The organism is Brevundimonas sp. D3-1P, from assembly GCF_055809335.1.
Map to the genome: position 1 here is coordinate 2402566 of NZ_CM147908.1, position 20855 is coordinate 2423420.

22 protein-coding genes are annotated in these 20855 nt (G+C 68.4%); 9 read left to right on the forward strand and 13 right to left on the reverse strand.

What is annotated here, in order from left to right; translation table 11 throughout:
* Window positions 1-6: 6 nt before the first annotated feature.
* Complete coding sequence (locus AC0L6G_RS12170; protein ID WP_473252328.1) at window positions 7-957, forward strand: DMT family transporter; 951 nt, start codon at window positions 7-9, stop codon at window positions 955-957.
* 2 nt (window positions 958-959) lie between these two features.
* Here the strand turns inward: AC0L6G_RS12170 and dut are convergent, their stop codons facing one another.
* The gene (gene dut / locus AC0L6G_RS12175; protein WP_291535503.1) at window positions 960-1415 is read right to left on the reverse strand and encodes a dUTP diphosphatase; all 456 of its coding nucleotides are present in this window, start codon (window positions 1413-1415) and stop codon (window positions 960-962) included.
* Window positions 1412-2641 carry a bifunctional phosphopantothenoylcysteine decarboxylase/phosphopantothenate--cysteine ligase CoaBC gene (coaBC, locus tag AC0L6G_RS12180; RefSeq protein ID WP_473252329.1) on the reverse strand — a complete coding sequence of 410 codons (1230 nt, stop codon included), beginning with the start codon at window positions 2639-2641 and terminating at the stop codon, window positions 1412-1414. The genes dut and coaBC overlap by 4 nt, the downstream gene beginning before the upstream one ends.
* A 113-nt stretch (window positions 2642-2754) precedes the next feature.
* On the opposite strand from coaBC, the gene AC0L6G_RS12185 reads away from it, so the two are divergent.
* Together AC0L6G_RS12185 and AC0L6G_RS12190 are read left to right on the forward strand one after the other, a co-directional pair.
* Window positions 2755-3267 (forward strand): S-type pyocin family protein, encoded by a 513-nt coding sequence (locus AC0L6G_RS12185; RefSeq protein ID WP_473252330.1) that lies wholly within the window; start codon window positions 2755-2757, stop codon window positions 3265-3267.
* A 38-nt stretch (window positions 3268-3305) separates the two neighbouring features.
* Complete coding sequence (locus tag AC0L6G_RS12190) at window positions 3306-4169, forward strand: haloacid dehalogenase-like hydrolase (protein ID WP_473252331.1); 864 nt, start codon at window positions 3306-3308, stop codon at window positions 4167-4169.
* Window positions 4170-4185: 16 nt separating this feature from the next.
* Here the strand turns inward: AC0L6G_RS12190 and AC0L6G_RS12195 are convergent, their stop codons facing one another.
* From AC0L6G_RS12195 to sdhC, 7 genes are read right to left on the reverse strand one after another with little or no spacing between them, the layout of a single operon-like run.
* Window positions 4186-4533: a PilZ domain-containing protein gene (locus tag AC0L6G_RS12195; RefSeq protein ID WP_291535507.1), complete on the reverse strand. Its 348-nt coding sequence runs from the start codon at window positions 4531-4533 to the stop codon at window positions 4186-4188.
* Window positions 4530-5345: a kinase gene (locus AC0L6G_RS12200; RefSeq protein WP_473252332.1), complete on the reverse strand. Its 816-nt coding sequence runs from the start codon at window positions 5343-5345 to the stop codon at window positions 4530-4532. Before AC0L6G_RS12200 ends, AC0L6G_RS12195 begins: the two co-directional genes overlap by 4 nt.
* Before the next feature lies 1 nt (window position 5346).
* Complete coding sequence (locus tag AC0L6G_RS12205; protein WP_473252333.1) at window positions 5347-5667, reverse strand: 2Fe-2S iron-sulfur cluster-binding protein; 321 nt, start codon at window positions 5665-5667, stop codon at window positions 5347-5349.
* 55 nt (window positions 5668-5722) lie between these two features.
* Entirely contained in the window at window positions 5723-6517 is a 795-nt protein-coding gene (locus tag AC0L6G_RS12210) for a succinate dehydrogenase iron-sulfur subunit (RefSeq protein WP_291535509.1), read from the reverse strand.
* Window position 6518: 1 nt separating this feature from the next.
* Window positions 6519-8303, reverse strand: a complete 1785-nt coding sequence (sdhA, locus tag AC0L6G_RS12215) for a succinate dehydrogenase flavoprotein subunit (protein WP_473252334.1) — start codon at window positions 8301-8303, stop codon at window positions 6519-6521.
* A gap of 7 nt (window positions 8304-8310) precedes the next feature.
* A complete protein-coding gene (sdhD, locus tag AC0L6G_RS12220) occupies window positions 8311-8715 on the reverse strand; it encodes a succinate dehydrogenase, hydrophobic membrane anchor protein (protein ID WP_293826969.1) in 405 nt (134 codons plus the stop codon).
* Window positions 8712-9176 (reverse strand): succinate dehydrogenase, cytochrome b556 subunit, encoded by a 465-nt coding sequence (sdhC, locus tag AC0L6G_RS12225; RefSeq protein WP_293826970.1) that lies wholly within the window; start codon window positions 9174-9176, stop codon window positions 8712-8714. Before sdhC ends, sdhD begins: the two co-directional genes overlap by 4 nt.
* Window positions 9177-9382: 206 nt before the next feature.
* Here sdhC and AC0L6G_RS12230 point away from each other — a divergent pair, with 206 nt between their 5' ends.
* From AC0L6G_RS12230 to alaS, 3 genes are all read left to right on the forward strand, one after another.
* Entirely contained in the window at window positions 9383-10000 is a 618-nt protein-coding gene (locus AC0L6G_RS12230) for a hypothetical protein (RefSeq protein ID WP_473252335.1), read from the forward strand.
* Window positions 10001-10053: 53 nt separating this feature from the next.
* A complete protein-coding gene (locus AC0L6G_RS12235) occupies window positions 10054-10920 on the forward strand; it encodes a pirin family protein (protein ID WP_473252336.1) in 867 nt (288 codons plus the stop codon).
* 148 nt (window positions 10921-11068) lie between these two features.
* Window positions 11069-13729 (forward strand): alanine--tRNA ligase, encoded by a 2661-nt coding sequence (gene alaS / locus AC0L6G_RS12240; protein ID WP_473252337.1) that lies wholly within the window; start codon window positions 11069-11071, stop codon window positions 13727-13729.
* A 144-nt stretch (window positions 13730-13873) separates the two neighbouring features.
* Here the strand turns inward: alaS and AC0L6G_RS12245 are convergent, their stop codons facing one another.
* The 3 genes from AC0L6G_RS12245 to AC0L6G_RS12255 all read right to left on the reverse strand — a co-directional run bounded on the left by AC0L6G_RS12245 (window position 13874) and on the right by AC0L6G_RS12255 (window position 16427).
* Window positions 13874-14428, reverse strand: a complete 555-nt coding sequence (locus AC0L6G_RS12245; protein ID WP_473252338.1) for a DUF2939 domain-containing protein — start codon at window positions 14426-14428, stop codon at window positions 13874-13876.
* A gap of 34 nt (window positions 14429-14462) precedes the next feature.
* A complete protein-coding gene (locus AC0L6G_RS12250; protein ID WP_473252339.1) occupies window positions 14463-15035 on the reverse strand; it encodes a DUF2939 domain-containing protein in 573 nt (190 codons plus the stop codon).
* Between the two features lie 171 nt (window positions 15036-15206).
* On the reverse strand, window positions 15207-16427 hold the full coding sequence (locus AC0L6G_RS12255; protein ID WP_473252340.1) for an NADP-dependent isocitrate dehydrogenase: 1221 nt from the start codon (window positions 16425-16427) through the stop codon (window positions 15207-15209).
* Between the two features lie 178 nt (window positions 16428-16605).
* On the opposite strand from AC0L6G_RS12255, the gene AC0L6G_RS12260 reads away from it, so the two are divergent.
* The 3 genes from AC0L6G_RS12260 to AC0L6G_RS12270 are packed head-to-tail and all read left to right on the forward strand — an operon-like array spanning window position 16606 to window position 19003.
* Entirely contained in the window at window positions 16606-16944 is a 339-nt protein-coding gene (locus AC0L6G_RS12260) for a hypervirulence associated TUDOR domain-containing protein (protein ID WP_293826978.1), read from the forward strand.
* Window positions 16941-18098, forward strand: a complete 1158-nt coding sequence (locus AC0L6G_RS12265) for a DUF1176 domain-containing protein (protein ID WP_473252341.1) — start codon at window positions 16941-16943, stop codon at window positions 18096-18098. Before AC0L6G_RS12260 ends, AC0L6G_RS12265 begins: the two co-directional genes overlap by 4 nt.
* A complete protein-coding gene (locus AC0L6G_RS12270) occupies window positions 18095-19003 on the forward strand; it encodes an NAD(P)/FAD-dependent oxidoreductase (protein ID WP_293826980.1) in 909 nt (302 codons plus the stop codon). Before AC0L6G_RS12265 ends, AC0L6G_RS12270 begins: the two co-directional genes overlap by 4 nt.
* 24 nt (window positions 19004-19027) lie before the next feature.
* On the opposite strand, the gene AC0L6G_RS12275 is transcribed toward AC0L6G_RS12270, so the two are convergent.
* Window positions 19028-20851, reverse strand: a complete 1824-nt coding sequence (locus AC0L6G_RS12275; protein ID WP_473252342.1) for a DUF885 domain-containing protein — start codon at window positions 20849-20851, stop codon at window positions 19028-19030.
* Between the last annotated feature and the right edge of the window lie 4 nt (window positions 20852-20855).

Here is a 20855-nt window from a genome sequence, read left to right on the forward strand (position 1 = left end):
GCGCGGATGTCCAAGGACGTGCAGGCGACGGGGGGACGCGGCGACGACATCGCCGGCGGCATCGCCCTGCGCATCGCGGCGGCGGGTTGTTTTTCGGTCATGGCGGCGGTGCTGAAACTGGCGTCGCTGGACGGCGTCGTCGCGCCCGAGATGCTGTTCTACCGCGCCTTCTTCGGCCTGCCGGTGGTGCTGGCCTGGGTTCTGACCCAGCCGGGCGGCCTTGCGGGTCTGACCACGCGCCGTCCCCTGGCCCATGTCGGCCGCAGCGCCCTGGGCATCGCTTCCATCCTGTGCGTTTTCCAGGCCCTGACCCTGCTGCCGCTGGCCGACGCCACGACCCTCAGCTTCACCGCTCCGATCTTCGCCACCCTGCTGTCCTTCTTTATCCTGAAGGAAGCGGTCGGGCCGCGCCGCTGGGCCGCCGTCGCCGTGGGTTTCGTCGGCGTGGTCTTGGTCATGCGGCCTGTGCCCGGCGCCCTGGGGGCGGCCCACGCCTTGCCATTGGAGGGGATCGCCTTCGGCCTGGTCGCGGCCCTGCTTACGGCGGGCGTGACCATCACCCTGCGCCAATTGCGCGACACCGAGCATGTCGCCGCAATCGTCTTCTGGTTCTTCGTCGGCTCTTCGGCCGTGGGGGCGATCCTGCTGCCTTTCGTCGGCCATTGGCGTTCGCCTCAGACCTTGGCCCTGTTGGTTGGATCGGGAATCGCCGGCGGCCTGGCCCAGTTGTTCATGACCGCCTCGCTGCAGAAGGCGCCGGTCGCCGTGGTCGCGCCCTTCGACTATCTCCAGATCGTCGGCGCCCTCGTCTTCGGCTGGTGGCTCATGTCCACGACCCCGACTTTCGGCATCCTGGCCGGCGCCGCCCTGATCGCCTCCAGCGGCCTCTACACCGCCTGGCGCGAACACGTTCGTCGCAAGGACAGCCTGATCCAGCCGACCGCGCCGCCGGTTTAGGATTACCGCCCCGTCGAACCGAAGCCGCCGGTCCCGCGCGCCGTTTCGTCCAGCGTCTCCACCTCGATCCAGTCCGCGCGTTCGTGCCGGGCGATCACCAGCTGGGCGATGCGTTCGCCCCGGCGGATGACGAAAGGCTCGGCGCCGATATTGGCCAGGATCACGCCGCATTCGCCGCGATAGTCGCTGTCGATGGTGCCCGGCGCATTGGGGCAGACGATCCCGTGTTTCAGCGCCAGGCCCGAGCGCGCCCGTACCTGGGCCTCGTAACCCGGCGGCAGGGCGATCTTCAGGCCCGTGGGCGCCAGGACGCGCTGGCCCGGGGCCAGGACGATGGGCTGGTCCTCGGGCACCGCCGCTCGCAGGTCCATGCCCGCCGATCCCGCCGTCTCATAGGTCGGCAGGGGCAGGCCCTCGGCATGGGGCAGACGCAGGATCTGGATCTGGGTTTCGGTCATTCCGCGTCCTTGAACTGATCGGCGATGCGGGCGGCGACGGCCCGGGCGATGGCGGTCTTGGACTGGCGCGGCCAGGTCTCGGTCCTGTCGGCCGTGACCAGCAGCACGGCGTTGCCGTCCGAGCCGAATACGTCGTCGGACACGTCGTTGCCCAGGATCCAGTCGCAGCCCTTTCGCGACAGCTTGGCGCGGGCATTGGCCTCCAGATCCGTCGTCTCGGCGGCGAAGCCGATGACCAGGGCCGGGCGGTTCGGGCCGGGCGCGGCGACGCCGGCCAGGATGTCGGGGTTCTCGATCAGGGCCAGGGTCGGCGGACCGCCCGGTCCCTTCTTGATCTTGCCCCCGGCGATGGTGTCCACGCGCCAGTCGGCGACGGCGGCCGACAGGACGGCGATGTCGGCGGGAAGGGCGCCCTGCGTCGCCGCCTGCATCTCCAGCGCGCTCTCCACATTGATGCGCGTCACGCCGGTGGGCGCCGCCAGCGCGGTCGGCCCCGACACCAGCGTCACCTCCGCACCCAACTCGGCCAGGGCCGCCGCGATGGCGTAGCCCTGCTTGCCGCTGGAGCGATTGGTCAGGCCCCGCACCGGGTCGATCGGCTCGAACGTCGGACCGGCGGTGACCACGGCCTTGCGTCCCTTGAGCGGTCGTCCGGCTGCGCCAGCCAGCAGGCCCTCGATGGCCTCCAGGATCGCGGCGGGTTCCGCCATCCGACCCGGCCCATATTCTCCGCAGGCCATCTCGCCGTCGTCCGGCCCCACCACCGCGACGCCGTGAAAGCCCGGAAAGGCCTTCAGACGCTCCATATTGGCCTGGACCGCCGGATGCTCCCACATCCGCACATTCATCGCCGGCGCCAGCAGCACCCGCTTGTCGGTGGCGATCAGGGTCGTCGAGGCCAGGTCGTCGGCTAGACCGTTCGCGGCCTTGGCGATCAATCCCGCCGTCGCCGGCGCCACGACCACCAGATCGGCCCAGCGCGACAGCTCGATATGGCCCATGCTGGTCTCGTCGTCGGGGTGGAACAGGCCCGACCGCACCAGATGGCCGCTCAACGCCGCCAGCGACAGGGGCGTGACGAACTCGGCCCCGGATTCCGTCAGGATCACCCGCGTTTCGCCGCCCGCTTTGGCGATCAGCCGCACCAGCTCCAGCGCCTTGTAGGCCGCGACGCCGCCGCCGACGATCAGCAGGATCTTGCGATGGGTGAGGGGGCGGCTGTCCATGGCTCATGATCTAGCGATCCCGCATGACGCCGTCGAGACGCTGCGTAGGAACATTGCGCGAACAATCAAGTTGTGCTTTCGTCGCGCCATACGGGCATTGGAGGGGTCTGGCGATGAACAGGATGGAGAAGGCCGCGGCGCTGTTGCTGTGGGTGGGCTTGGCCTTGGGCGGTTGCGACCGATCCTCGGCAGTCGAGACGCGCGACCGCGCGGGCGATGCCCAGCCCCTGGCCTTGGCGCAAACCGGCGATACGGCCGAGATCACGACGACCGCGCCCGAGGCAAAGCCTGTCCTGACCGCCAATAGGCGCGAGACGGTCGACGCCAAGATCACTCGTCTCTACGACCGCAATGGCGCCGACTTCGGCGCCCGCTCGCCCGAGGACTATCTGGCCAAGGTCACGGCCTTCGCCGCCAAGCCGCCGCGCGACGCCGAAACGGTCAAGCGGCCGAACGGCGACACCCTGATCTATCAGGCTTCGACCAACACCTTCGCCGTGGTGGCCAGAAACGGCACGCCGCGCACCATGTTCAAGCCGACCACCGGCGCTGCCTATTGGGACGAGCAGAAGACCTCGGCCCCCACCTTCGGCCAGCGGCGCCAATCGACGGGGGCGGCCGGCTGATATAGAGGGCGGGTTCGCTGACGCACCGGATCCCGCCCATGCCCGACAAGGCTCCCAAAGCCCCGCTGAAAACCGCCCTGATCTATGATTTCGACGGCACCCTGGCCCGCGGGAACATGCAGGAGGTCAGCTTCATCCCCTCGGTGGGCGTGGATATCGGCGCCTTCTGGAGCGAGGCGGAAGCCTTGACCAAACAGGCCGATGGCGACGGCATACTGATGTACATGCAACTGATGCTGCATCATGCGCGCCAGAATGGCGCGGCGGTCACGCGCGAGACCCTGCGCGATCATGGCCGCGCGGTCGCCCTGTTCGAGGGGCTGAAGGACCTCAGCTGGTTCGACCGCATAAACGCCTTCGGCGCCCGATACGGGCTGGAGATCGAGCACTACATCATATCCGCCGGCCTGGAGGAGATGATCGACGGCACGCCGATCCGCCCCGCCCTGACCCACGTCTTCGCCTCCCACTACGTCTATGACGACAAGGGCCAGGCGGCCTGGCCGGCGGTGGGCGTCAACTACACCACCAAGACCCAGTATCTGTTCCGCATCAACAAAGGGGTGAAGAACCACTGGGAGCACGAGCGGATCAACCACTTCATTCCCGACGACGAACGCCCGGTGCCTTTCGATCGGATGATCTTCATCGGCGACGGCGACACCGACGTGCCGACCATGAAGATGATGCACACCAAGGGCGGCTTCTCCATCGCCGTCTATGATCCGCGCTCGAACGAGAAGGACCAGAAGAAGGTCTATTCCCTGATCTCGGAGGACCGGGTCAACTTCGTCGCGGCCGCCGACTATCGCGAGGGTTCGGCCCTGGACCTGATCGTCAAGGGCCTGGTCGGGCGCATCGCCATCAACGCCGGATCCATGCCTGCCGGTCTCGGCGCCTAGGCCTTAAGGACCAGATTCAGCGCCCGCCGGCCCTCAGCCAGGCGTCGCGGGCCGGGACCAGGCGCGCCGGGGCAAGGCCGCGCAGGGACTTGGCGCCGGTCTGGCGCAGTCCCGCCTCCTGCCCCCGCTGCCAGACGACCGATGCCGGATAGGCCACCGCCTCGGCGACATCGACCACCACCACCTCGCGCGGCAGGGCGGCGGCGCGATCCAGCCGCACCCGCATCCCTGCGTCCGACAGGTCTACGATCAGACAGGCGGTCTCCACGTCGGCGCCGCAGACGACGCCCCGCGCATTGCGCGGACGCCGGGGCTGGGCGCGCCGGTCGTCGCCGGGCGCGGTCCTGGGTTTGAACAGGCTCATCCGGTCTCAACGCCCGGACGCATCGCAACGATCCGGCGATCCGCATCCAGGTCCACGGTCAGGTCCGGCGCGATCCCGCCCGCCAGCATATGGCGGGTCAATCGCTCGTAATGCTGGATGAACCGCGCCAGCCGGTCGCGCCGCTCTGACGACAGGGCGACGCCCGTCAGCGCCGCCTCCTGTTGACCGCGCCAGTCCAGAACCACATCGAACCCGGGCGCCTGAAGGAAAATCAGCGCGTCCAGCCGCCGGGTCACGCCGACATAGTCCTCGGCCAGGGCGGCGTTGATGGCGCGACGCCAAACGCCTTGGGCGTCCTCCCGCCGCTCCAGCGCATTGACGGGCGCGGTCAATGCGGCCTGGGTCTGAGGCGCGGCGCCCAGGCACCAGCCTTCCAGCACGATGGCGCGGGGGCGCCCCTCGATCACCGGCCATGTCGAGACATCGGCGCGGTCGTCCGCCAGCTTGTCGAAACGGGGCAGGGGGGTCGTGTCGCCCGGTCCGGCCATCCTCAAACGATCCAGAACCCGGTGCAGCAGGTCCAGATCGTGCGTGCCCGGCGGACCGCGCGTGACGAACAGGGGGTGGACCTGGCGCGCCATCGTCGCCCGCTCGGCCCTGGTCAGATAGACATCGTCCAGCGACAGGACGGCGGCCCCAAACCGTTCGGCCAGGTCGCGCGCCAAGGTCGATTTGCCCGATCCTTGCGCGCCCGACACGCCGATGATGGGCGGCAAGTCCTCGAGGGCCGTTCCCCCGATCCTCTGGTCGACCCAGCCGCCGATCGCATCGACCAGGGCGGCCCCCGTCATCTCAGTGCTGGTTTTCCGGCAGGCGCACGACCAGGCCGTCCAGGGCGTCCGAAACCCGGATCTGGCACGACAGCCGGCTGTTCGGCTCCACCTCCTCGGCGAAGTCCAACATGGATTCCTCCATGGCGCTGGGCTTGCCCGTCGCCTCCCGCCAGGCCTCGTCGACATAGACGTGGCAGGTGGCGCAGGCGCCGGCGCCGCCGCAGTCCGCGTCGATGCCCGGCACATTGTTGCGGATCGCGCCTTCCATGACGGAAAGCCCCGGCTTCACGTCCACGACGTGTTCGGTCCCGTCATGTTCGATATAGGTGATGCTGGCCATGGGCCGCTCCTAAGCCGGGGGATCGCCGGAGACAAAGCCTCCGGCGTCCGAACGATCAGGCCGCCTTCTTGCGGCTGGGGGCGACCATCAGCTTCTTGGTCTCGGCGATGGCCTTGGCCGGGTTCAGACCCTTGGGGCAGACCTGGGCGCAGTTCATGATCGTGTGGCAGCGATACAGTTTGAACGGGTCTTCCAGGTCGTCCAGACGCTTCTGGGTCGCATCGTCGCGGCTGTCGGAAATCCAGCGATAGGATTGCAGCAGCGCCGCCGGGCCGAGATACTCTTCCTGGTTCCACCAGTAGCTGGGGCAGGAGGTCGAGCAGCAGGCGCACAGGATGCACTCGTACAGGCCGTCCAGCTTCTCGCGCTCGGCCGGGGTCTGCAGACGTTCCTTCTCGGGATCCGGCTCGTCGGACTGCAGATACGGCTGGATCGAGTCGTACTGGGCGTAGAACAGGCTCAGGTCCGTCACCAGATCCTTGACCACCGGCTGGTGGGGCAGGGGGGCGATGGTGATGTTGGACGACTGGCACTCGTCCCAGCCCTTGGTGCAGGCCAGGGTGTTGCGCCCGTCGATGTTCATCGAGCAGGAGCCGCAGATGCCCTCGCGGCACGACCGTCGGAACGACAGGGTCGGGTCGATGGTGTTCTTGATGTGGATCAGGGCGTCCAGCAGCATCGGGCCGTGGTCGCCGGCTGGCACCTCATAGACGTCCCAGCGCGGATCGGCGTCGACCTCGGGATCGTAGCGATAGACCTTGTAGGTCTTGACGTCCTTCGAACCCGGCGCGGCCTTGTGGACCTTGCCTGTCGTCGGCTTGGAGCCCTTGGGGAGAGTGAGCTGGACCATCTTAGTAAACCCGCGCCTTCGGCTCGATATAGGCGATGTCGTCCGACATGGTGTAGTTGTGGACGGGACGGTAGTCGATCTGGACCCCTTCGCCCGGACGCTTCCACGCCAGGGTGTGCTTCATCCAGTTGACGTCGTCGCGGTTCGGATAATCCTCGCGAGCGTGAGCGCCGCGCGACTCCGTGCGGTTCAACCCGCCCTCGATGGTGACAAGGGCCTGGGCGATCAGATTGTCGTACTCCAGGGTCTCCATCAGGTCCGTGTTCCAGATCAGGCCGCGATCCGTCGTCTTGATGTCGGCGCCAGCCGCGTCGATGGCGCGCAGCTTCCGGACGCCTTCCTCCAGCGTCTTGCCGGTGCGGAACACCGCCGCATCGGCCTGCATCGCCTGCTGCATCGACAGGCGCAGTTCGGCGGTCGGGGTCGAGCCGTCGGCGTAGCGGAAGCGATCCAGACGCGCCAGGTGGGCGTCGGTCTGGGCCTTGGAGGCCGACGGCACGGCCGAGGCCTTGTCCACCACCTCGCCGCAGCGCAGACCGACGGCGCGGCCGAACACCACCAGATCGGTCAGGGAGTTGGAGCCCAGGCGGTTGGCGCCGTGCACCGAGACGCAGGCCGCCTCGCCCACGGCCATCAAGCCGGGAACCACGCTGTCGGGGTTGCCGTCGCGCAGGGTCAGGACTTCCCCGTGATAGTTGGTCGGTATGCCGCCCATATTGTAGTGGACGGTCGGCAGAACCGGGATCGGCTCCTTGGTCACGTCGACGCCGGCGAAGATCTTGGCGCTTTCCGAAATGCCCGGCAGGCGCTGGTGCAGGATCTTCGGATCCAGGTGGTCCAGGTGCAGGAAGATGTGGTCCTTCTTCGGACCCACGCCGCGGCCTTCGCGGATCTCGATGGTCATGGAGCGGCTGACCATGTCGCGCGGCGCCAGGTCCTTCACGGTCGGCGCATAGCGCTCCATGAACCGCTCGCCTTCCGAGTTGGTCAGATAACCGCCCTCGCCGCGCGCGCCCTCGGTGATCAGGCAGCCGGCGCCATAGATGCCGGTCGGGTGGAACTGCACGAACTCCATGTCCTGCAACGGCAGGCCGGCGCGCAGCACCATGGCGTTGCCGTCGCCGGTGCAGGTGTGGGCCGAGGTGGCGCTGAAATAGGCGCGGCCGTATCCGCCGGTCGCCAGAACCACCATCTTGGCGCGGAACTGGTGAAGCTGACCGTTGTCCAGTTGCAGGGCCGTCACGCCAGTGCAGGCGCCGTCCTGCATGATCAGGTCCAGCGCGAAATATTCGACGAAGAACTTCACCTCGCGGCGCACCGACTGGCCGTACAGGGTGTGCAGGATGGCGTGGCCGGTGCGGTCGGCGGCGGCGCAGGTGCGCTGCACCGGGCCTTCGCCGAAGTTGCGGGTCATGCCGCCGAAGGCGCGCTGATAGATCTTACCTTCCTCGGTGCGCGAGAAGGGCACGCCCCAGTGTTCCAGCTCGTAGACGGCCTTGGGCGCGTTACGGACCAGATATTCGATCGAGTCCTGGTCGCCCAGCCAGTCCGACCCCTTGACGGTGTCGTACATGTGCCATTGCCAGCTGTCCTCGCCCATATTGCCGAGCGAGGCGGAGATGCCGCCTTGCGCCGCCACAGTGTGCGAGCGGGTCGGGAAGACCTTGGTGACGCAGGCGACCTTCAGGCCCTGTTGGGCGGCGCCGAGGGCGGCGCGCAGACCGGATCCGCCGGCGCCGACGACGACGACGTCGTATTCGTGATCGATCAGTTCGTATGCAGCCATCAGTAAATCAGGCTCCGAAGCCGGCGGGCAGCGGCGCCGAGCCCAGCGCCAGCCGCACGATGAAGAAGACGCTGGCGGCGGCCAGCACGACGAAGACGAGGTTCAGCAGGGCGACCAGCAGGCCGCGCGTCCCCGCATTCGGCGCATAGTCCTCCAGGATCACCTTCCAGGACAGGCTGAGGTAGCCGAAGAAGACCACCGCCGTGATCGCCATCAAGGCGGCGTTCAACGGATCGGCGAACCAGGCCATGACGGCGTCATAGCCCGCCCCCGCCAGGGTGAAGCCGGTGGATGCGACCCAGAGGCCCAACGGCAGAAGCGCGACCAGCAGCACCCGCTCGGTCAGCCATTCGCCCGCGCCGTGACGCTCGGAAACCTTGACGTTGTTCTTGAACTTTGCGGCGCCGCTCACAGCGAAACCCTCCCGGCGGCGAACAGGACGATCCAGAACAACACGGCCAGCGGGACCGGCGCCCAGACCGCGATGCTGGACAGCATGTTGGCCGACTTCACCGTCAGGCCGTTTCCGGTGTCGTTATAGGTGTGACGCGCGCCGTTCAGGATGAAGGAGAACAGCACCGCCGTCAGGCCGAAGCCGACGAACAGGCCCAGCGGCGATCCCGCCAGCCGCAGGAAGCCGTCGTAGCGCTCGGGTCCGAACGCCAGGGCGGCCAGCCAGCCGACCACGAACAGAACGCCCACGGTCGCGGCGATGATCGTGGCGCGGAACAGGATGGAGGCGGCCATGGTCACGTGCCAGCGCCAGACCTGCATGTGCGGAGAAAGCGGAGTGACGTGACCGTTCGGTTGGGTGACGAAACGACCCGTTCGGTCGTTTGTTGCGCCACCCGGCTTCGGGCTGGGCTGGGTCATGCGAATGGTTCTCAAAAGCGAATGAATTCAATCGCCGTGTGCGGTTGCGAAGGCTTTTGTGACCCGGAGGGGCCGGTGTCAACGCACGGCGGGTCAGATCGGGCGATTGTTACGCTTGTCGCCCTCGCCCCGCATTCGAATCACGTTTTCGCGCGGAGACGTCCGACCTCTAGGCGAGCCGGCGTGTGTTTTGGCAGGTTAGACGCATGATCCTGTTCGCTTTCCTCGCCGCCGTGTCCCTGGCGGCCATGCCCCAGGCAGGGTTGCAGGTTCCCCTTCAGGCGACCGGCCTGGACGCCACGCCCGAGATCTATCAGGCCCCCACGGTCCGTCCGTTCGAGCCGCCCTCCGACTTTGGTCGAGAGGCAGAGGCCGAGGGCGACGCCGGAGGCGACCGGCGCCGCGGCCCCCTGATCCGGCCAGTCGCCGTCGACGCCTATGTCGGCGATTATGAAGTCACGCCCAGCGACGGCGAGGCCGCCTACGACCAGGGCGTGGCCCAGGCCGAGATCGACGCCGACCGCCGCGCCGGACCGCTGGACGGTCGCTGGCGCGTCGCGGCGCCGGATGGCCGGCCGCTTCTCTCCCTGGCCCTGACAGACCGGGGCGAGGGGCGGCACGTCGAGGGCGCCTGGCGCCGGCTGGACGAGCGGGCGGCCCCGGTCCCGGGCGGCCCCGCAGGTCCAGCCGCTGTCGTGGGCGCGACCACGGTCCTGCCCCTGGCGGGCGGCGAACTGCACCTTCGCGCGGCCGCTCAGGGCTGGAGCGGCGAGCTGGTCCAGAACGGCCGCGCCCGCCCGGTCGCGGTCTCGCGTCCCGGCTGACCAGGCGGCGGCCTGAACTGGTCAGCGCGTATCCGCCACCCTATATGTGACGAATGACCGAGATCACGCCCCGTCCCGTCCTTCGTCTGCATCCCGCCCATCGCGACGACATCGGCGACCTGATCACGCGCCGACCCGTGCCGGGTCCCGGTCTGGACCAGATCGATCCCTTCCTGTTCCTGAACCATCACGGGCCCCAGACCTATGCGCCGGGCAACGCCGGCCTGCCCTTCGGTCCCCATCCGCACCGGGGATTCGAGACCGTCACCTTCATCCTGGAGGGCGAACTTGCCCACAACGATTCCGGCGGCGGCGAGAGCGTCATCGAGGCGGGCGGCGTCCAGTGGATGACCGCCGGCTCGGGCCTGATCCACGCCGAACTATCGCCGGTCGATTTCAAGCGTGACGGCGGGCCGATCGAGATCCTGCAGCTGTGGGTCAATCTGCCGTCTCGGTTGAAGATGACCCGGCCCAACTACATCGGCCTGCAGAAGGCCGACATCCCGACCTTCACCACCGCCGACGGCGTCACGGTGGAGCCGGTCTCTGGCGACTGGCTGGGGGTCAAGGCGCCGATCCAGTCCCTGATCGACGTCCATCTGGCCATCGTCCGCCTGCCCGCCGGCGCGACGTTCGAGACCCCAGTCGCCCCCGGCCGCAACGTCTTCCTGTATGTCGTCAAGGGCGAGATCGCGGTCGCCGGGACCACTGTGCCGCAATGGAACCTCGCCGGCCTGTCCGACGGCGACGCGGTCCAGATCACGGCCACCACCGACGCCGTCGTCCTGCTCGGCCACGCCGAACCCATCGGCGAGCCGGTCTTCAGCCACGGCCCCTTCGTCATGAACACCCGCGACGAGATCATCCAGGCGATCCAGGACTACCAGTCCGGCAAGTTCGGTCCGCCGCCGAGGGTGTGAAGTCATCCTCCCCCTCCCCCTTTCCGCTGCGCTTCTTGGGGGAGGATCTTGTGGCGCCCAAACCCCCATCCCGCGCAGGTGATGCGCTTCCCGCCAAAACCCTATATGACGCCGGTTCCTAGCGACCGCCTAGCCGAAGACACGCCGAATGCCCAGCCTGAACGAGATCCGCGCCACCTACCTCGACTTCTTCGCGGCCGATGGTCACGAGAAGGTGCACTCGGCCCCGCTGGTGCCTCAGAATGATCCGTCCCTGCTTTTCGTCAACGCCGGCATGGTGCCGTTCAAGGACTATTTCACCGGCGCCGCCAAGCCGCCCTATCCGCGCGCCACCTCCTCGCAGAAATGCGTCCGCGCCGGGGGCAAGCACAACGACCTGGACAATGTCGGCTACACCGCCCGCCACCTGACCTTCTTCGAAATGCTGGGGAACTTCTCCTTCGGCGACTATTTCAAGGAACACGCCATCGACCGGGCGTGGACGCTGGTCACGCGGGACTTCGGCCTGGACCCCAAACGCCTGCTCGTCACCGTCTATATCGATGACGACGAGGCCGCCGCCATCTGGAAGAAGGTCACGGGCTTTTCCGACGACAAGATCATCCGCATCGCCGGCGCCGACAACTTCTGGGCCATGGGCGACAGCGGCCCCTGCGGCCCCTGCACCGAAATCTTCTGGGACCACGGCGACAAGATCCCCGGCGGCCCTCCCGGCAGCCCGGACGAAGACGGCGACCGCTACGTGGAGATCTGGAACAACGTCTTCATGCAGTATGAGAAGGAGAACGATCAGATCGTTCGCAACCTTCCCAAGCCCAGCGTCGACACCGGCATGGGGCTGGAGCGGATGACCACCGTGCTTCAAGGCGTGCATTCGGTCTTCGAAACCGACCTGTTCAAGACCCTGATCGCGGCGTCCGAAGACGCCACCTCGACCAAGTCGGACGGCGATCAGGCCGCCAGCCACCGGGTCATCGCCGATCACCTGCGGTCTTCGTCCTTCCTGATCGCCGACGGCGTGACGCCCTCGAACGAGGGTCGGGGCTATGTGCTGCGGCGCATCATGCGCCGGGCCATGCGCCACGCCCACCTGTTGGGCGCTTCGGACCCCCTGATGCACCGTCTGGTCCCGACCCTGGTCGCCCAAATGGGCGACGCCTATCCGGAACTGGCCCGCGCCCAGCCCTTCATCGAGGACACGCTGAAGCAGGAAGAAATCCGCTTCCGCACCACGCTCGGCCGCGGCATGGCCCTGTTCGATACGGCGGTTCAGGGCTTCCGTCCCGGCGACATGCTGGACGGCCAGACGGCCTTCACCCTGTCCGACACCTACGGCTTCCCGCTGGACCTGACCCAGGACGAGGCCCGCCGTCGCGGCTTCTCGGTCAATGTCGACGGCTTCGACGCCGCCATGGCCGAACAGCGCCAGCGTTCGCGCGAGAACTGGAAGGGCTCGGGCCAGACCGCCAACGCCGGCGAATGGCTGGCCGTGCGCGACCGGATGGGACCGACCGTCTTCACCGGCTACGACGCGGTCGAGGGTTCGGGCGAGGTCCTGGCTATCATGAATGGCGGCGCGCCCGTCGAGACGGCCGAGGCCGGGGACATCGTCGAGGTCCTGTTCGACACGACCCCTTTCTACGCCGAGAGCGGCGGCCAGACCGGCGATCAGGGAACCCTGGAATGGCCGGGCGGTGAAGCTGAGGTGCTGGACGTCAAGAAACACGCCGGCGATTTGCATGTCCTGTCGGTCCAGATCACGGCCGGCAAGCTCGAGATCGGCGCCCGCGTCGCCCAGTTGGTCAACGCCGACAAGCGCGCTACGACCCGCGCCAACCACTCGGCCGCCCACCTGCTGCACACGGCGCTGAAGAACGTCCTGGGCCCGCAGGTCGCCCAGAAGGGCCAACTGGTGGATTCCGAACGGGCCCGCTTCGACTTCAGCTATTCGGCTCCCGTCACCGAGGACGAGCTGGCCGCCATCGAGGCCGAGGTCAACGCCGTGATCCGCCAGAACGTCCCGGCCGAGACCAAGCTGATGACCCCCGCCGACGCCATCGAGGCCGGCGCCATCGCCCTGTTCGGCGAGAAATACGGCGACGAGGTCCGCGTCCTGACGCTCGGCCGTTCGCTGGTCCCAGAAGCGGCTCTTGGCAACGCCCCCTATTCGGTCGAGCTGTGCGGCGGCACCCACGTCGCCCGCACCGGCGATATCGGCCTGTTCAAGGTGATCCAGGAAACCGGCGTCGCCGCCGGCGTCCGTCGCATCGAGGCTCTGACCGGCGAGGCCGCCCGCCTCTATCTGGAAGCCCAGGCCAAGGTCGCCCGCAATCTGGCCCGCGACTTCAAGATCCAGCCGACCGACGTTCCGGCCCGGGTCGAGGCTCTGCAAGGCTCGGTCAAGACGCTGGAGAAACAAGTCGCCGAGCTGAAGAAGCAGCTGGCCCTGGGCGGCGGCTCGGGCGCGTCTTCGGCGCCGGAAGAGATCAACGGCGTCAAGCTGATCGCCCGTGTCCTGGACGGCGTGGACGGCAAGGGGCTGCGCGGCGTGGCCGAGGACTTCAGGAAACAGGTCGGTTCGGGCGTCGTCGCCCTGATCGGCGTGATCGAGGGCAAGGCCGCCGTCACCGTGGCCGTGACCTCGGACCTGACCGCCTCGGTCAACGCCGCCGACCTGGCCCGCGCCGCCGTCCTGGCCATGGGCGGCCAGGGCGCGGGCGGCAAGCCCGACTTCGCCCAGGGCGGCGCCCCGGACGGCTCCAGGGCCGAGGACGGTCTGGCCGCCGTACGAGCGGCTCTGAACGGCTGACATGTCCGACCTTTCTTCCGCAGGAAGAAGGGTCGGATGAGGGCCGGTCGGCAGGTCGGGTCGCGCGAGACGCACCCGACTTTTAGTCGGTTGCGCTTCTTGCACATCGCACTGTCTTCGAAGTTGCAGTGCGGTTTCGCGGCCCTACATCATCGGATCGGGCGTCAGGTCCACGCCGGCGAGTTTCCAGTTGAACGGTCCTCGACGTTCCAGGATTAGAACCAGTTCGTCATCGGGCTTGTCATCGCGCGTCACGGTCACGGCGAAGCGGTTCAGTCCGCGATAGGCCCAGGACTGGCGCACCTTGTCCTTGGGCGCCGCCGGGGTGTCGTCGGCGGGCACGGGGCGTTCGGGCTGCGGCGTCTCGCCCGAACGGACCAAGGCGGCGACGCCCTGGGGCGTGACGAAGTTGTCGACCGCGCCTTCGACCAGCGACGGCGCCAGCAGCATCCCCAGCGCCGCCAGTCCCCGGTCGCCCTTGGCCCGATCACGGATTTCCAGCCCCGCCCGCGCGTTCAGCTCGCTCTTCAGGCTGGCGCGGAAGGCGGGAAAGTCCACCTGCCGCTCCAGCGCCGCCGCATCGCCGGCCCGCGCCGCCCGCACGATTGCCTGCGCCGTCAGGAAGGGCGAGACGAAAAGGGCGACCGCCAGACCCACGACGGCGGCGATCAGGGCGCCGGTGACGATCTTGCGGGTCATGACCCCTCCTTCGAAAAACGGACGGCGCGGCGGCTCACGGACGAACCGCCGGCGCGGACGGCGACGTGTCCCCGGGCAGGCCGATATGGACCAGCTTCCATTCGAACGGCCCTCGCCGTTCGAAGGTGAACAGGGTTCGCGACCCGCCCTGGTCGGCCACCGCCATCCGCACCCGGTTGACGCTCCAATAGGCCGGGCGCGGCCAGGGCTTGCGGGCTGCGGTTCCCGTCGTCGCCGCGGCCTGCGTCTGCTGGTTGGCGTATCGTCCCTCGCCCCGCAGCAGGGCCGACAGGGCCGCCGGCGTCAGATAGGCGTTCACGTCGGGCTGCCGCTGCAACGGGTTCTGCTGGTCCAATTGGCGACGGAAGGCGCCGATGGGGTCTTCCAGGAAGGAGGGCGCCGGGGCCAGGGCCTCGGGCCGCCCGGCCAGTTGCGGCCTCAGCGACTGCCGCACGGTGCCGAAGTCGATCAGCCGAGAAAGCCCGGCGACATCGTTCGCCTCGGCCGCCGAACGGATGGCGAAAAACCCCACCGCCGGCGCGGCGAAGAAGGCCAGCACCGCCAAGGCGAGCGCCGCCAGCACCAGGTTTCCGAACAGCCGCTTCACGAACGCTCCTTCATTATCGCCGATCATGCACGCCCCGGCCCTTCGCACAACGAAAAGCCCCGCCGGATCGCTCCGGCAGGGCTCATTCTTGTTTATCCTACCGCGCTTCGCGCCGCTTGAGGACGTTTGGGCGTCCTGCCGGCAATGCTGTGCGGAGGGGCTCCGCGCGCCTCAGCCAACGTCCGGCAGGGCGGCCTTCAGGTTTTCGGCGACCTTGTCGAGGAAGCCCTCGGTGGTCAGCCAGCCCTGTTGGTCGCCGACCAGCAGCGCCAGGTCCTTGGTCATGAAGCCGGCCTCGACGGTGTCCACGACGACCTTCTCCAGGGTGTCGGCGAACTGGTCCAGGGCGGCGTTGCCGTCCAGCTTGGCGCGGTGCTTGAAGCCGCGCGTCCAGGCGAAGATCGAGGCGATCGAGTTGGTCGAGGTGGCCTCGCCCTTCTGATGCTGGCGATAGTGACGGGTCACGGTGCCGTGGGCGGCTTCGGTTTCCAGCACCTTGCCGTCCGGCGTCATCAGGACCGAGGTCATCAGGCCCAGCGAGCCGAATCCTTGCGCCACCACGTCGGACTGCACGTCGCCGTCGTAGTTCTTGCACGCCCAGACGAAGCCGCCCGACCACTTCATCGCGGCCGCGACCATGTCGTCGATCAGGCGGTGCTCATAGGTCAGGCCCCGCGCCTTGAACTCGGCGGCGTAGTGTTCGTCGAACACTTCCTGGAACAGGTCCTTGAAGCGGCCGTCATAGGCTTTCAGGATCGTGTTCTTGGTCGACAGATAGACCGGGTAGTTGCGCTGCAGGCCATAGGCGAAGCTGGCGTGGGCGAACTCGCGGATCGAGGCGTCCTGATTGTACATGGCCATGGCCACGCCGGCGCCGGGGGCCTTGTAGACCTCGTGCTCGATCACTTCGCCGTCCTCGCCGACGAACTTGATCGTCAGGGTGCCGGGGCCCGGCATCAGGAAGTCGGTGGCCTTGTACTGGTCGCCGAAGGCGTGACGGCCGACGACGATGGGCTGGGTCCAGCCCGGAACCAGGCGCGGCACGTTCGAACAGATAATCGGCTCGCGGAAGACCACGCCGCCGAGGATGTTGCGGATGGTGCCGTTCGGCGACTTCCACATCTTCTTCAGGCCGAATTCCTTCACCCGCGCCTCGTCCGGGGTGATGGTGGCGCACTTCACGCCGACGCCGTGCTTCTGGATCGCGTGGGCGGCGTCGATCGTCACCTGGTCGTCGGTGGCGTCGCGGTGCTCCATGCCCAGGTCGTAATAGTCCAGCTCGAGATCCAGGAACGGGAAGACCAGCTTGTCCTTGATCATCTGCCAGATGATGCGGGTCATTTCGTCGCCGTCGATGTCGACGATGGGGTTTTCGACCTTGATCTTGGCCATGCGTGCGGTCCGCCTGTGACTGAGGGAAGGAATATCGTGGCGGCGGTATAGCGGGGCGGCGCGCCGGCGCAAACCCCGGCCTCCGTTAACCCTGCCCGGAAAAGGCCTCGGGCCGGCGTCTGAACTGTTCCGGCCGCCAGGGTTTGTGTCGGTCCGATCAATGGCGACGGACGACAGGATGACGGATGAGGAGCGGGCGCTGGTGGAGCGATGGATCCTGGCCTTCTGCGAGGCCCCGCCAGTGGTGGATGCGGAACTGATGCGGCGTCTGATCGCTGAACACGAAGGCTTGGAGGGGACCGCGATGGCGGAAAAGCGTTTCAAGGCGGGCGACCGCGTCGGATGGGACCACAGCCAGGGCGCGACGACCGGCCGGGTGATCAGGAAGGTCGTCTCCGAAACCCGTATCGAGGGCCACAGGGTCGCCGCCTCCGTCGACAATCCCGAATATGTCGTCGAGAGCGACAGGACCGGCGCCCGCGCCGCCCACAAGCCTTCGGCGTTGAGGAAAACATGACGGCCGCCTTCCGCCTTGGCCCCGCTTCGCCAGCGTCCGTCCTGGCCGCGTCTGCGCTGGCCCTGAGCGCCTGCGGCGATCGACAGGCCGCCAGCTCGCCCGCCCCTTCCGCGCCTGCCGCGCCGTCCGGGGCGGCTCCGGCCGAACCCCCGCCCGTGCTTCGGACCCGCGCCGAGACGCGCCAGTTCCGGGACTGGAGCGCGACCTGCGGCAACGACGGAACCTGCTGGGCGTTCGGTTTCGCGCCCGAGTTCGCGGCCGGCTGGGTGCGGATCGCACTGGCGGCGGGACCAGAGGCGCAGCCCGACATCCGCTTCGGTTACTGGCCCGACGCCGAGGCGGGCGCGGCGAAAACCGTCGCCTTGGTGATCGACGGCCGCAGCTATCCGGCGACGTTGGACGCCGCGTCCGAGGCGGAGGCCCCCATCGGCTTGGCCGCAGGCGATCCCCGCCCGCTGATCGACGCCATGATCCAGGGCAAAGCCATGACCATTCGCGCCGCCTCGACTCAAGTCGTCTCCTTGAACGGCGCCGCCGCCGCCCTGTTATGGGTCGACGAGAAGCAGGGCCGGTTGAACACCCCGACCGCCCTGATCCGCCGCGGCGGCCGCCCCGCCTCGGCCGTGCCCGTCGCGCCGTCCCCGCCCGTCGTCACGCCGGCGCCGGCGGTCGATCAGTCCGGCTTCGGAGATACGGGCCAAAGCCTGCCGGCCGCCCTGCGCATGCGAACCGAGGTCGGAAACTGTCTGAAGCAATCGTCCATGCCGGCCGTCAGGGACATGGTCATGTCGGCCCGTCTGGACGCCCGGACCGAGCTGTGGGCCGCGCCATGCGGGGCCGGGGCCTACAACGTCACCCATGTCTGGTATGTGACCGGACCGGGCGGCAGCGATCCCCGCCCCGCCGTCCTGGCGGGAACCTCGGGGCCGGGCGCCGACCCCGAACGGCCGGACAACAGCACCGTCAACGGCGAATATGATCCCAGGATCCGCACCCTGTCCGCCTTCGCCAAGGGACGAGGCCTGGGCGACTGCGGCGCGCTTCAGACCTGGACCTGGACTGGAAACCGTTTCGTCCTCAGCCGCGAGAGCGTCATGGGCGAATGCGCCGGCGTCCCCGCCGACCTCTGGCCCGTCGCCTGGCGCACCCGATGACCGACCCCGAGGTCCTGGTGATCGGGGCAGGTCCGGCCGGCCTGACGGCGGCGACCTATTTGGGCCGTTTCAGGCGCGACACCCTGGTCGTGGACGGCGGAGAGCCGCGCGCCAGCTGGATACCCGTCAGCCACAACATGCCCGGCTTTCCGGCGGGCATTTCGGGCGCCGATATCCTGAAGCGGATGCGTGAACAGGCCCGGGAATACGGCGCCGTCGTCACGGCCGGTCGCGTTGCGGAACTGGCCAAGGAGGGGCAGGGTTTCGTCGCCCGCATCGACGGGCGGTCGGTGCGCGCCCGCGCCGTCCTTCTGGCGACCGGCGTGGTCGACCGCCATCCCGACCTGAAGGGCGTCGAGCGCGCCGTCCAGCGGTCGCTGGTCCGCATCTGTCCGATCTGCGACGGCTACGAGGCGACGGACAAGGCCGTCGCCGTGATCGGCCACAGCGACAAGGGCGCGCGCGAGGCGGCCTTCATGCGCACCTATTCCGACCGGGTCGCGCTGATTCACATCGGCCCGCCCGAGGCCCTGACGCGCCAGGCGGCGCTTCAGCGGCTGGGCGTGGAGGTCATCTTGGCGCCCCTCGACGCCGTGGTGCTGGAAAAGGAGCGGGTGACGGCCCTGACCTGGGGCGGCCAAACGCGCGCGTTCGACCTGGTCTATTCCGCCCTGGGCGCATCGCCCAACGCCGAACTGGCCCGTGGGCTGGGCGCGCGCCTCAGCGACGACGGCCGGTTGGAGGTCGATCTGCATCAGGCGACCAGCGTGCCGGGCCTCTACGCCGCCGGAGACGTCGTGCGCGGGCTCAATCAGATCGCGGTGGCGACGGCGGAGGCCGCCGTGGCCGCCACCGACATCCACAACCGCCTGCGCCGCATGGACGGCCAAACCCTTCCCGACTGAAGACCCTGCGCTGCGGCCCGCGCCTCAGGCCTGGGTTTGGACCCAGGCCGCGACGATCCGGTCCAGCACCGACAAGGGCACGCCGCCGGCGGCCAGGGCCGTGTCGTGGAAGCCCTTGATGTCGAACCGCGGCCCCAGGGTCGCCTTGGCCTGTTCGCGCAGGCGCACCCATTCGTTGTGCCCGACCTTGTAGGCGCAGGCCTGGCCCGGCCAGCCGCAATAGCGTTCGACCTCGGATGTCGCCGCCCCCTCCTGATCGCCATAGGCCTCCATCATGTAGCGGATGCCCTGTTCGCGGCTCCAGCCCTTGGCGTGGATGCCGGTGTCCACCACCAGGCGCGCGGCGCGGAACATCAGCGACTGCAGATAGCCGATCTGGCCCGCCGGATCGTTCTCATAGGCGCCCAGTTCGTCCGCCAGCTGTTCGGCGTACAGGCCCCAGCCCTCGACATAGGAGGAGAAGCCCAGAAGGTTCATCAGCAGCGGGGCGGATTCGCTCTCCTGCTGCAGGCTGATCTGCAGGTGGTGGCCCGGCGTCGCCTCGTGATAGGTCAGGGTCGGCAAGGACCAGGACGGCCACTCCGCCGTGTCCTTCAAATTGATCCAATAGATGCCGGGCCGCGTCCCATCCAGGCTGGGCGAGTTGTAATAGCCCATCGGCGCCCCGGCCTCGATCTCGGGCGGAACCCGCTTGATCTCGACCTTGGCCTTGGGCAGGCGGCCGAAGGCATCGGGCAGGCGTCCCTGCATGTCCGCCATCTGGGCGTTCAGCTTGGCGATCAGTTCGGCCTTGCCGGCGTCGGTGTTCGGATAGACGTATTTGGGGTCGTCCCCCATGGCCTTGATCCGCTCGGCGACCGAGCGCTGGGTCAACCCTTGCGCCTTCAGCAGGCCGTCGGCGCGCGCGGTCAGTTCGGCCATCTGTTCGACGCCGGTGCGATGGATTTCGTCGGCGGTCAGTTGGGTGGTGGTGATGTAGCGCAGGCTGTTGGCGTAATATTGCTCGCCCTGCGGCAGGCGCCGCACCGAGGCCTCGTGCGTCGCATTCGGCTGGGCCGCCTTCAGCACGGCGGCCTGTGCGGCCAGGGCCGGATAAACCCGCGTCTCGATCAGCCGCTGGACCTGGGCGCCCCAGTCGCCGGTCAGTCCCTTGGCCTGGGTGCGCTCCTCGACCGACTGGGTCAGGGGCGAGGCCGCCGCGGGCGTTGCCAGGAAACCCTCCTGCTGGCGGATCGCCTTGGCCAGGATGAAGTCGGGCGGCACGACGCCCAGGGCGTAGTCTTCCTTCAGCCTGTCGGTCTCGGCCGCCAGGACGTCGGCGAAGGCGTCGACACGCGCCACATAGGCGTCGGCGTCCGCCGCCGTCTCGATGGTGTGCTGGTTGGCCAGGAAGTCCGGCGTGGACTGATAGGCGCCGCCCTGCTGGCTGACGCGATACGGGTTGGGCCAGCCGCCCTGGCCATAGGGGATGGCGTAGGTGGCGATGACGCCGTCCAGATTGTCCTTGATGCTGTCGTAATAGTTCAGGTCGCGCGGCGACAGGGCGCCCCGGTCGATGCGGCCGAGGTCGGCGGCCTGCCGGCGGACGAAGGCGCGCTGGGCTTCCTCCTCGGCGCGGGTCGGCACGGTCAGCCGCGACTTGGCGGCGGCTCGCGGCCCCTTGTCCAGGCCGAACATGGTCACGACCTCGGGCGACCGATCCAGCGTCTCCTCGAACGCCTTGTCCATGAAGACCTTGAGGGCGGCGTCCGCCGACCCCCCTTCCGTCCGGGCGAAGGCGGCGCTTCCGACGGCGGCGAGGCCCGCGCCCAGGGCGGCGGATTGAAGAAGGCGGCGGCGATCCAGCATGACG

What these genes read in the sequence shown, in the direction of transcription:
- AC0L6G_RS12200 (WP_473252332.1), bottom strand. Translation starts at nt 5,345, where the DNA reads ATGACGGGGGCCGCCCTGGTCGATGCGATCGGCGGCTGGGTCGACCAG.
- AC0L6G_RS12255 (WP_473252340.1), bottom strand. Translation starts at nt 16,427, where the DNA reads ATGGCCAAGATCAAGGTCGAAAACCCCATCGTCGACATCGACGGCGAC.
- AC0L6G_RS12170 (WP_473252328.1), top strand. Translation starts at nt 7, where the DNA reads ATGTCCAAGGACGTGCAGGCGACGGGGGGACGCGGCGACGACATCGCC.
- AC0L6G_RS12210 (WP_291535509.1), bottom strand. Translation starts at nt 6,517, where the DNA reads ATGGTCCAGCTCACTCTCCCCAAGGGCTCCAAGCCGACGACAGGCAAG.
- AC0L6G_RS12190 (WP_473252331.1), top strand. Translation starts at nt 3,306, where the DNA reads ATGCCCGACAAGGCTCCCAAAGCCCCGCTGAAAACCGCCCTGATCTAT.
- AC0L6G_RS12265 (WP_473252341.1), top strand. Translation starts at nt 16,941, where the DNA reads ATGACGGCCGCCTTCCGCCTTGGCCCCGCTTCGCCAGCGTCCGTCCTG.
- AC0L6G_RS12195 (WP_291535507.1), bottom strand. Translation starts at nt 4,533, where the DNA reads ATGAGCCTGTTCAAACCCAGGACCGCGCCCGGCGACGACCGGCGCGCC.
- AC0L6G_RS12230 (WP_473252335.1), top strand. Translation starts at nt 9,383, where the DNA reads ATGATCCTGTTCGCTTTCCTCGCCGCCGTGTCCCTGGCGGCCATGCCC.
- alaS (WP_473252337.1), top strand. Translation starts at nt 11,069, where the DNA reads ATGCCCAGCCTGAACGAGATCCGCGCCACCTACCTCGACTTCTTCGCG.
- AC0L6G_RS12185 (WP_473252330.1), top strand. Translation starts at nt 2,755, where the DNA reads ATGAACAGGATGGAGAAGGCCGCGGCGCTGTTGCTGTGGGTGGGCTTG.
- coaBC (WP_473252329.1), bottom strand. Translation starts at nt 2,641, where the DNA reads ATGGACAGCCGCCCCCTCACCCATCGCAAGATCCTGCTGATCGTCGGC.
- AC0L6G_RS12205 (WP_473252333.1), bottom strand. Translation starts at nt 5,667, where the DNA reads ATGGCCAGCATCACCTATATCGAACATGACGGGACCGAACACGTCGTG.
- AC0L6G_RS12245 (WP_473252338.1), bottom strand. Translation starts at nt 14,428, where the DNA reads ATGACCCGCAAGATCGTCACCGGCGCCCTGATCGCCGCCGTCGTGGGT.
- AC0L6G_RS12270 (WP_293826980.1), top strand. Translation starts at nt 18,095, where the DNA reads ATGACCGACCCCGAGGTCCTGGTGATCGGGGCAGGTCCGGCCGGCCTG.
- sdhC (WP_293826970.1), bottom strand. Translation starts at nt 9,176, where the DNA reads ATGACCCAGCCCAGCCCGAAGCCGGGTGGCGCAACAAACGACCGAACG.
- AC0L6G_RS12235 (WP_473252336.1), top strand. Translation starts at nt 10,054, where the DNA reads ATGACCGAGATCACGCCCCGTCCCGTCCTTCGTCTGCATCCCGCCCAT.
- dut (WP_291535503.1), bottom strand. Translation starts at nt 1,415, where the DNA reads ATGACCGAAACCCAGATCCAGATCCTGCGTCTGCCCCATGCCGAGGGC.
- sdhA (WP_473252334.1), bottom strand. Translation starts at nt 8,303, where the DNA reads ATGGCTGCATACGAACTGATCGATCACGAATACGACGTCGTCGTCGTC.
- AC0L6G_RS12275 (WP_473252342.1), bottom strand. Translation starts at nt 20,851, where the DNA reads ATGCTGGATCGCCGCCGCCTTCTTCAATCCGCCGCCCTGGGCGCGGGC.
- AC0L6G_RS12260 (WP_293826978.1), top strand. Translation starts at nt 16,606, where the DNA reads ATGACGGATGAGGAGCGGGCGCTGGTGGAGCGATGGATCCTGGCCTTC.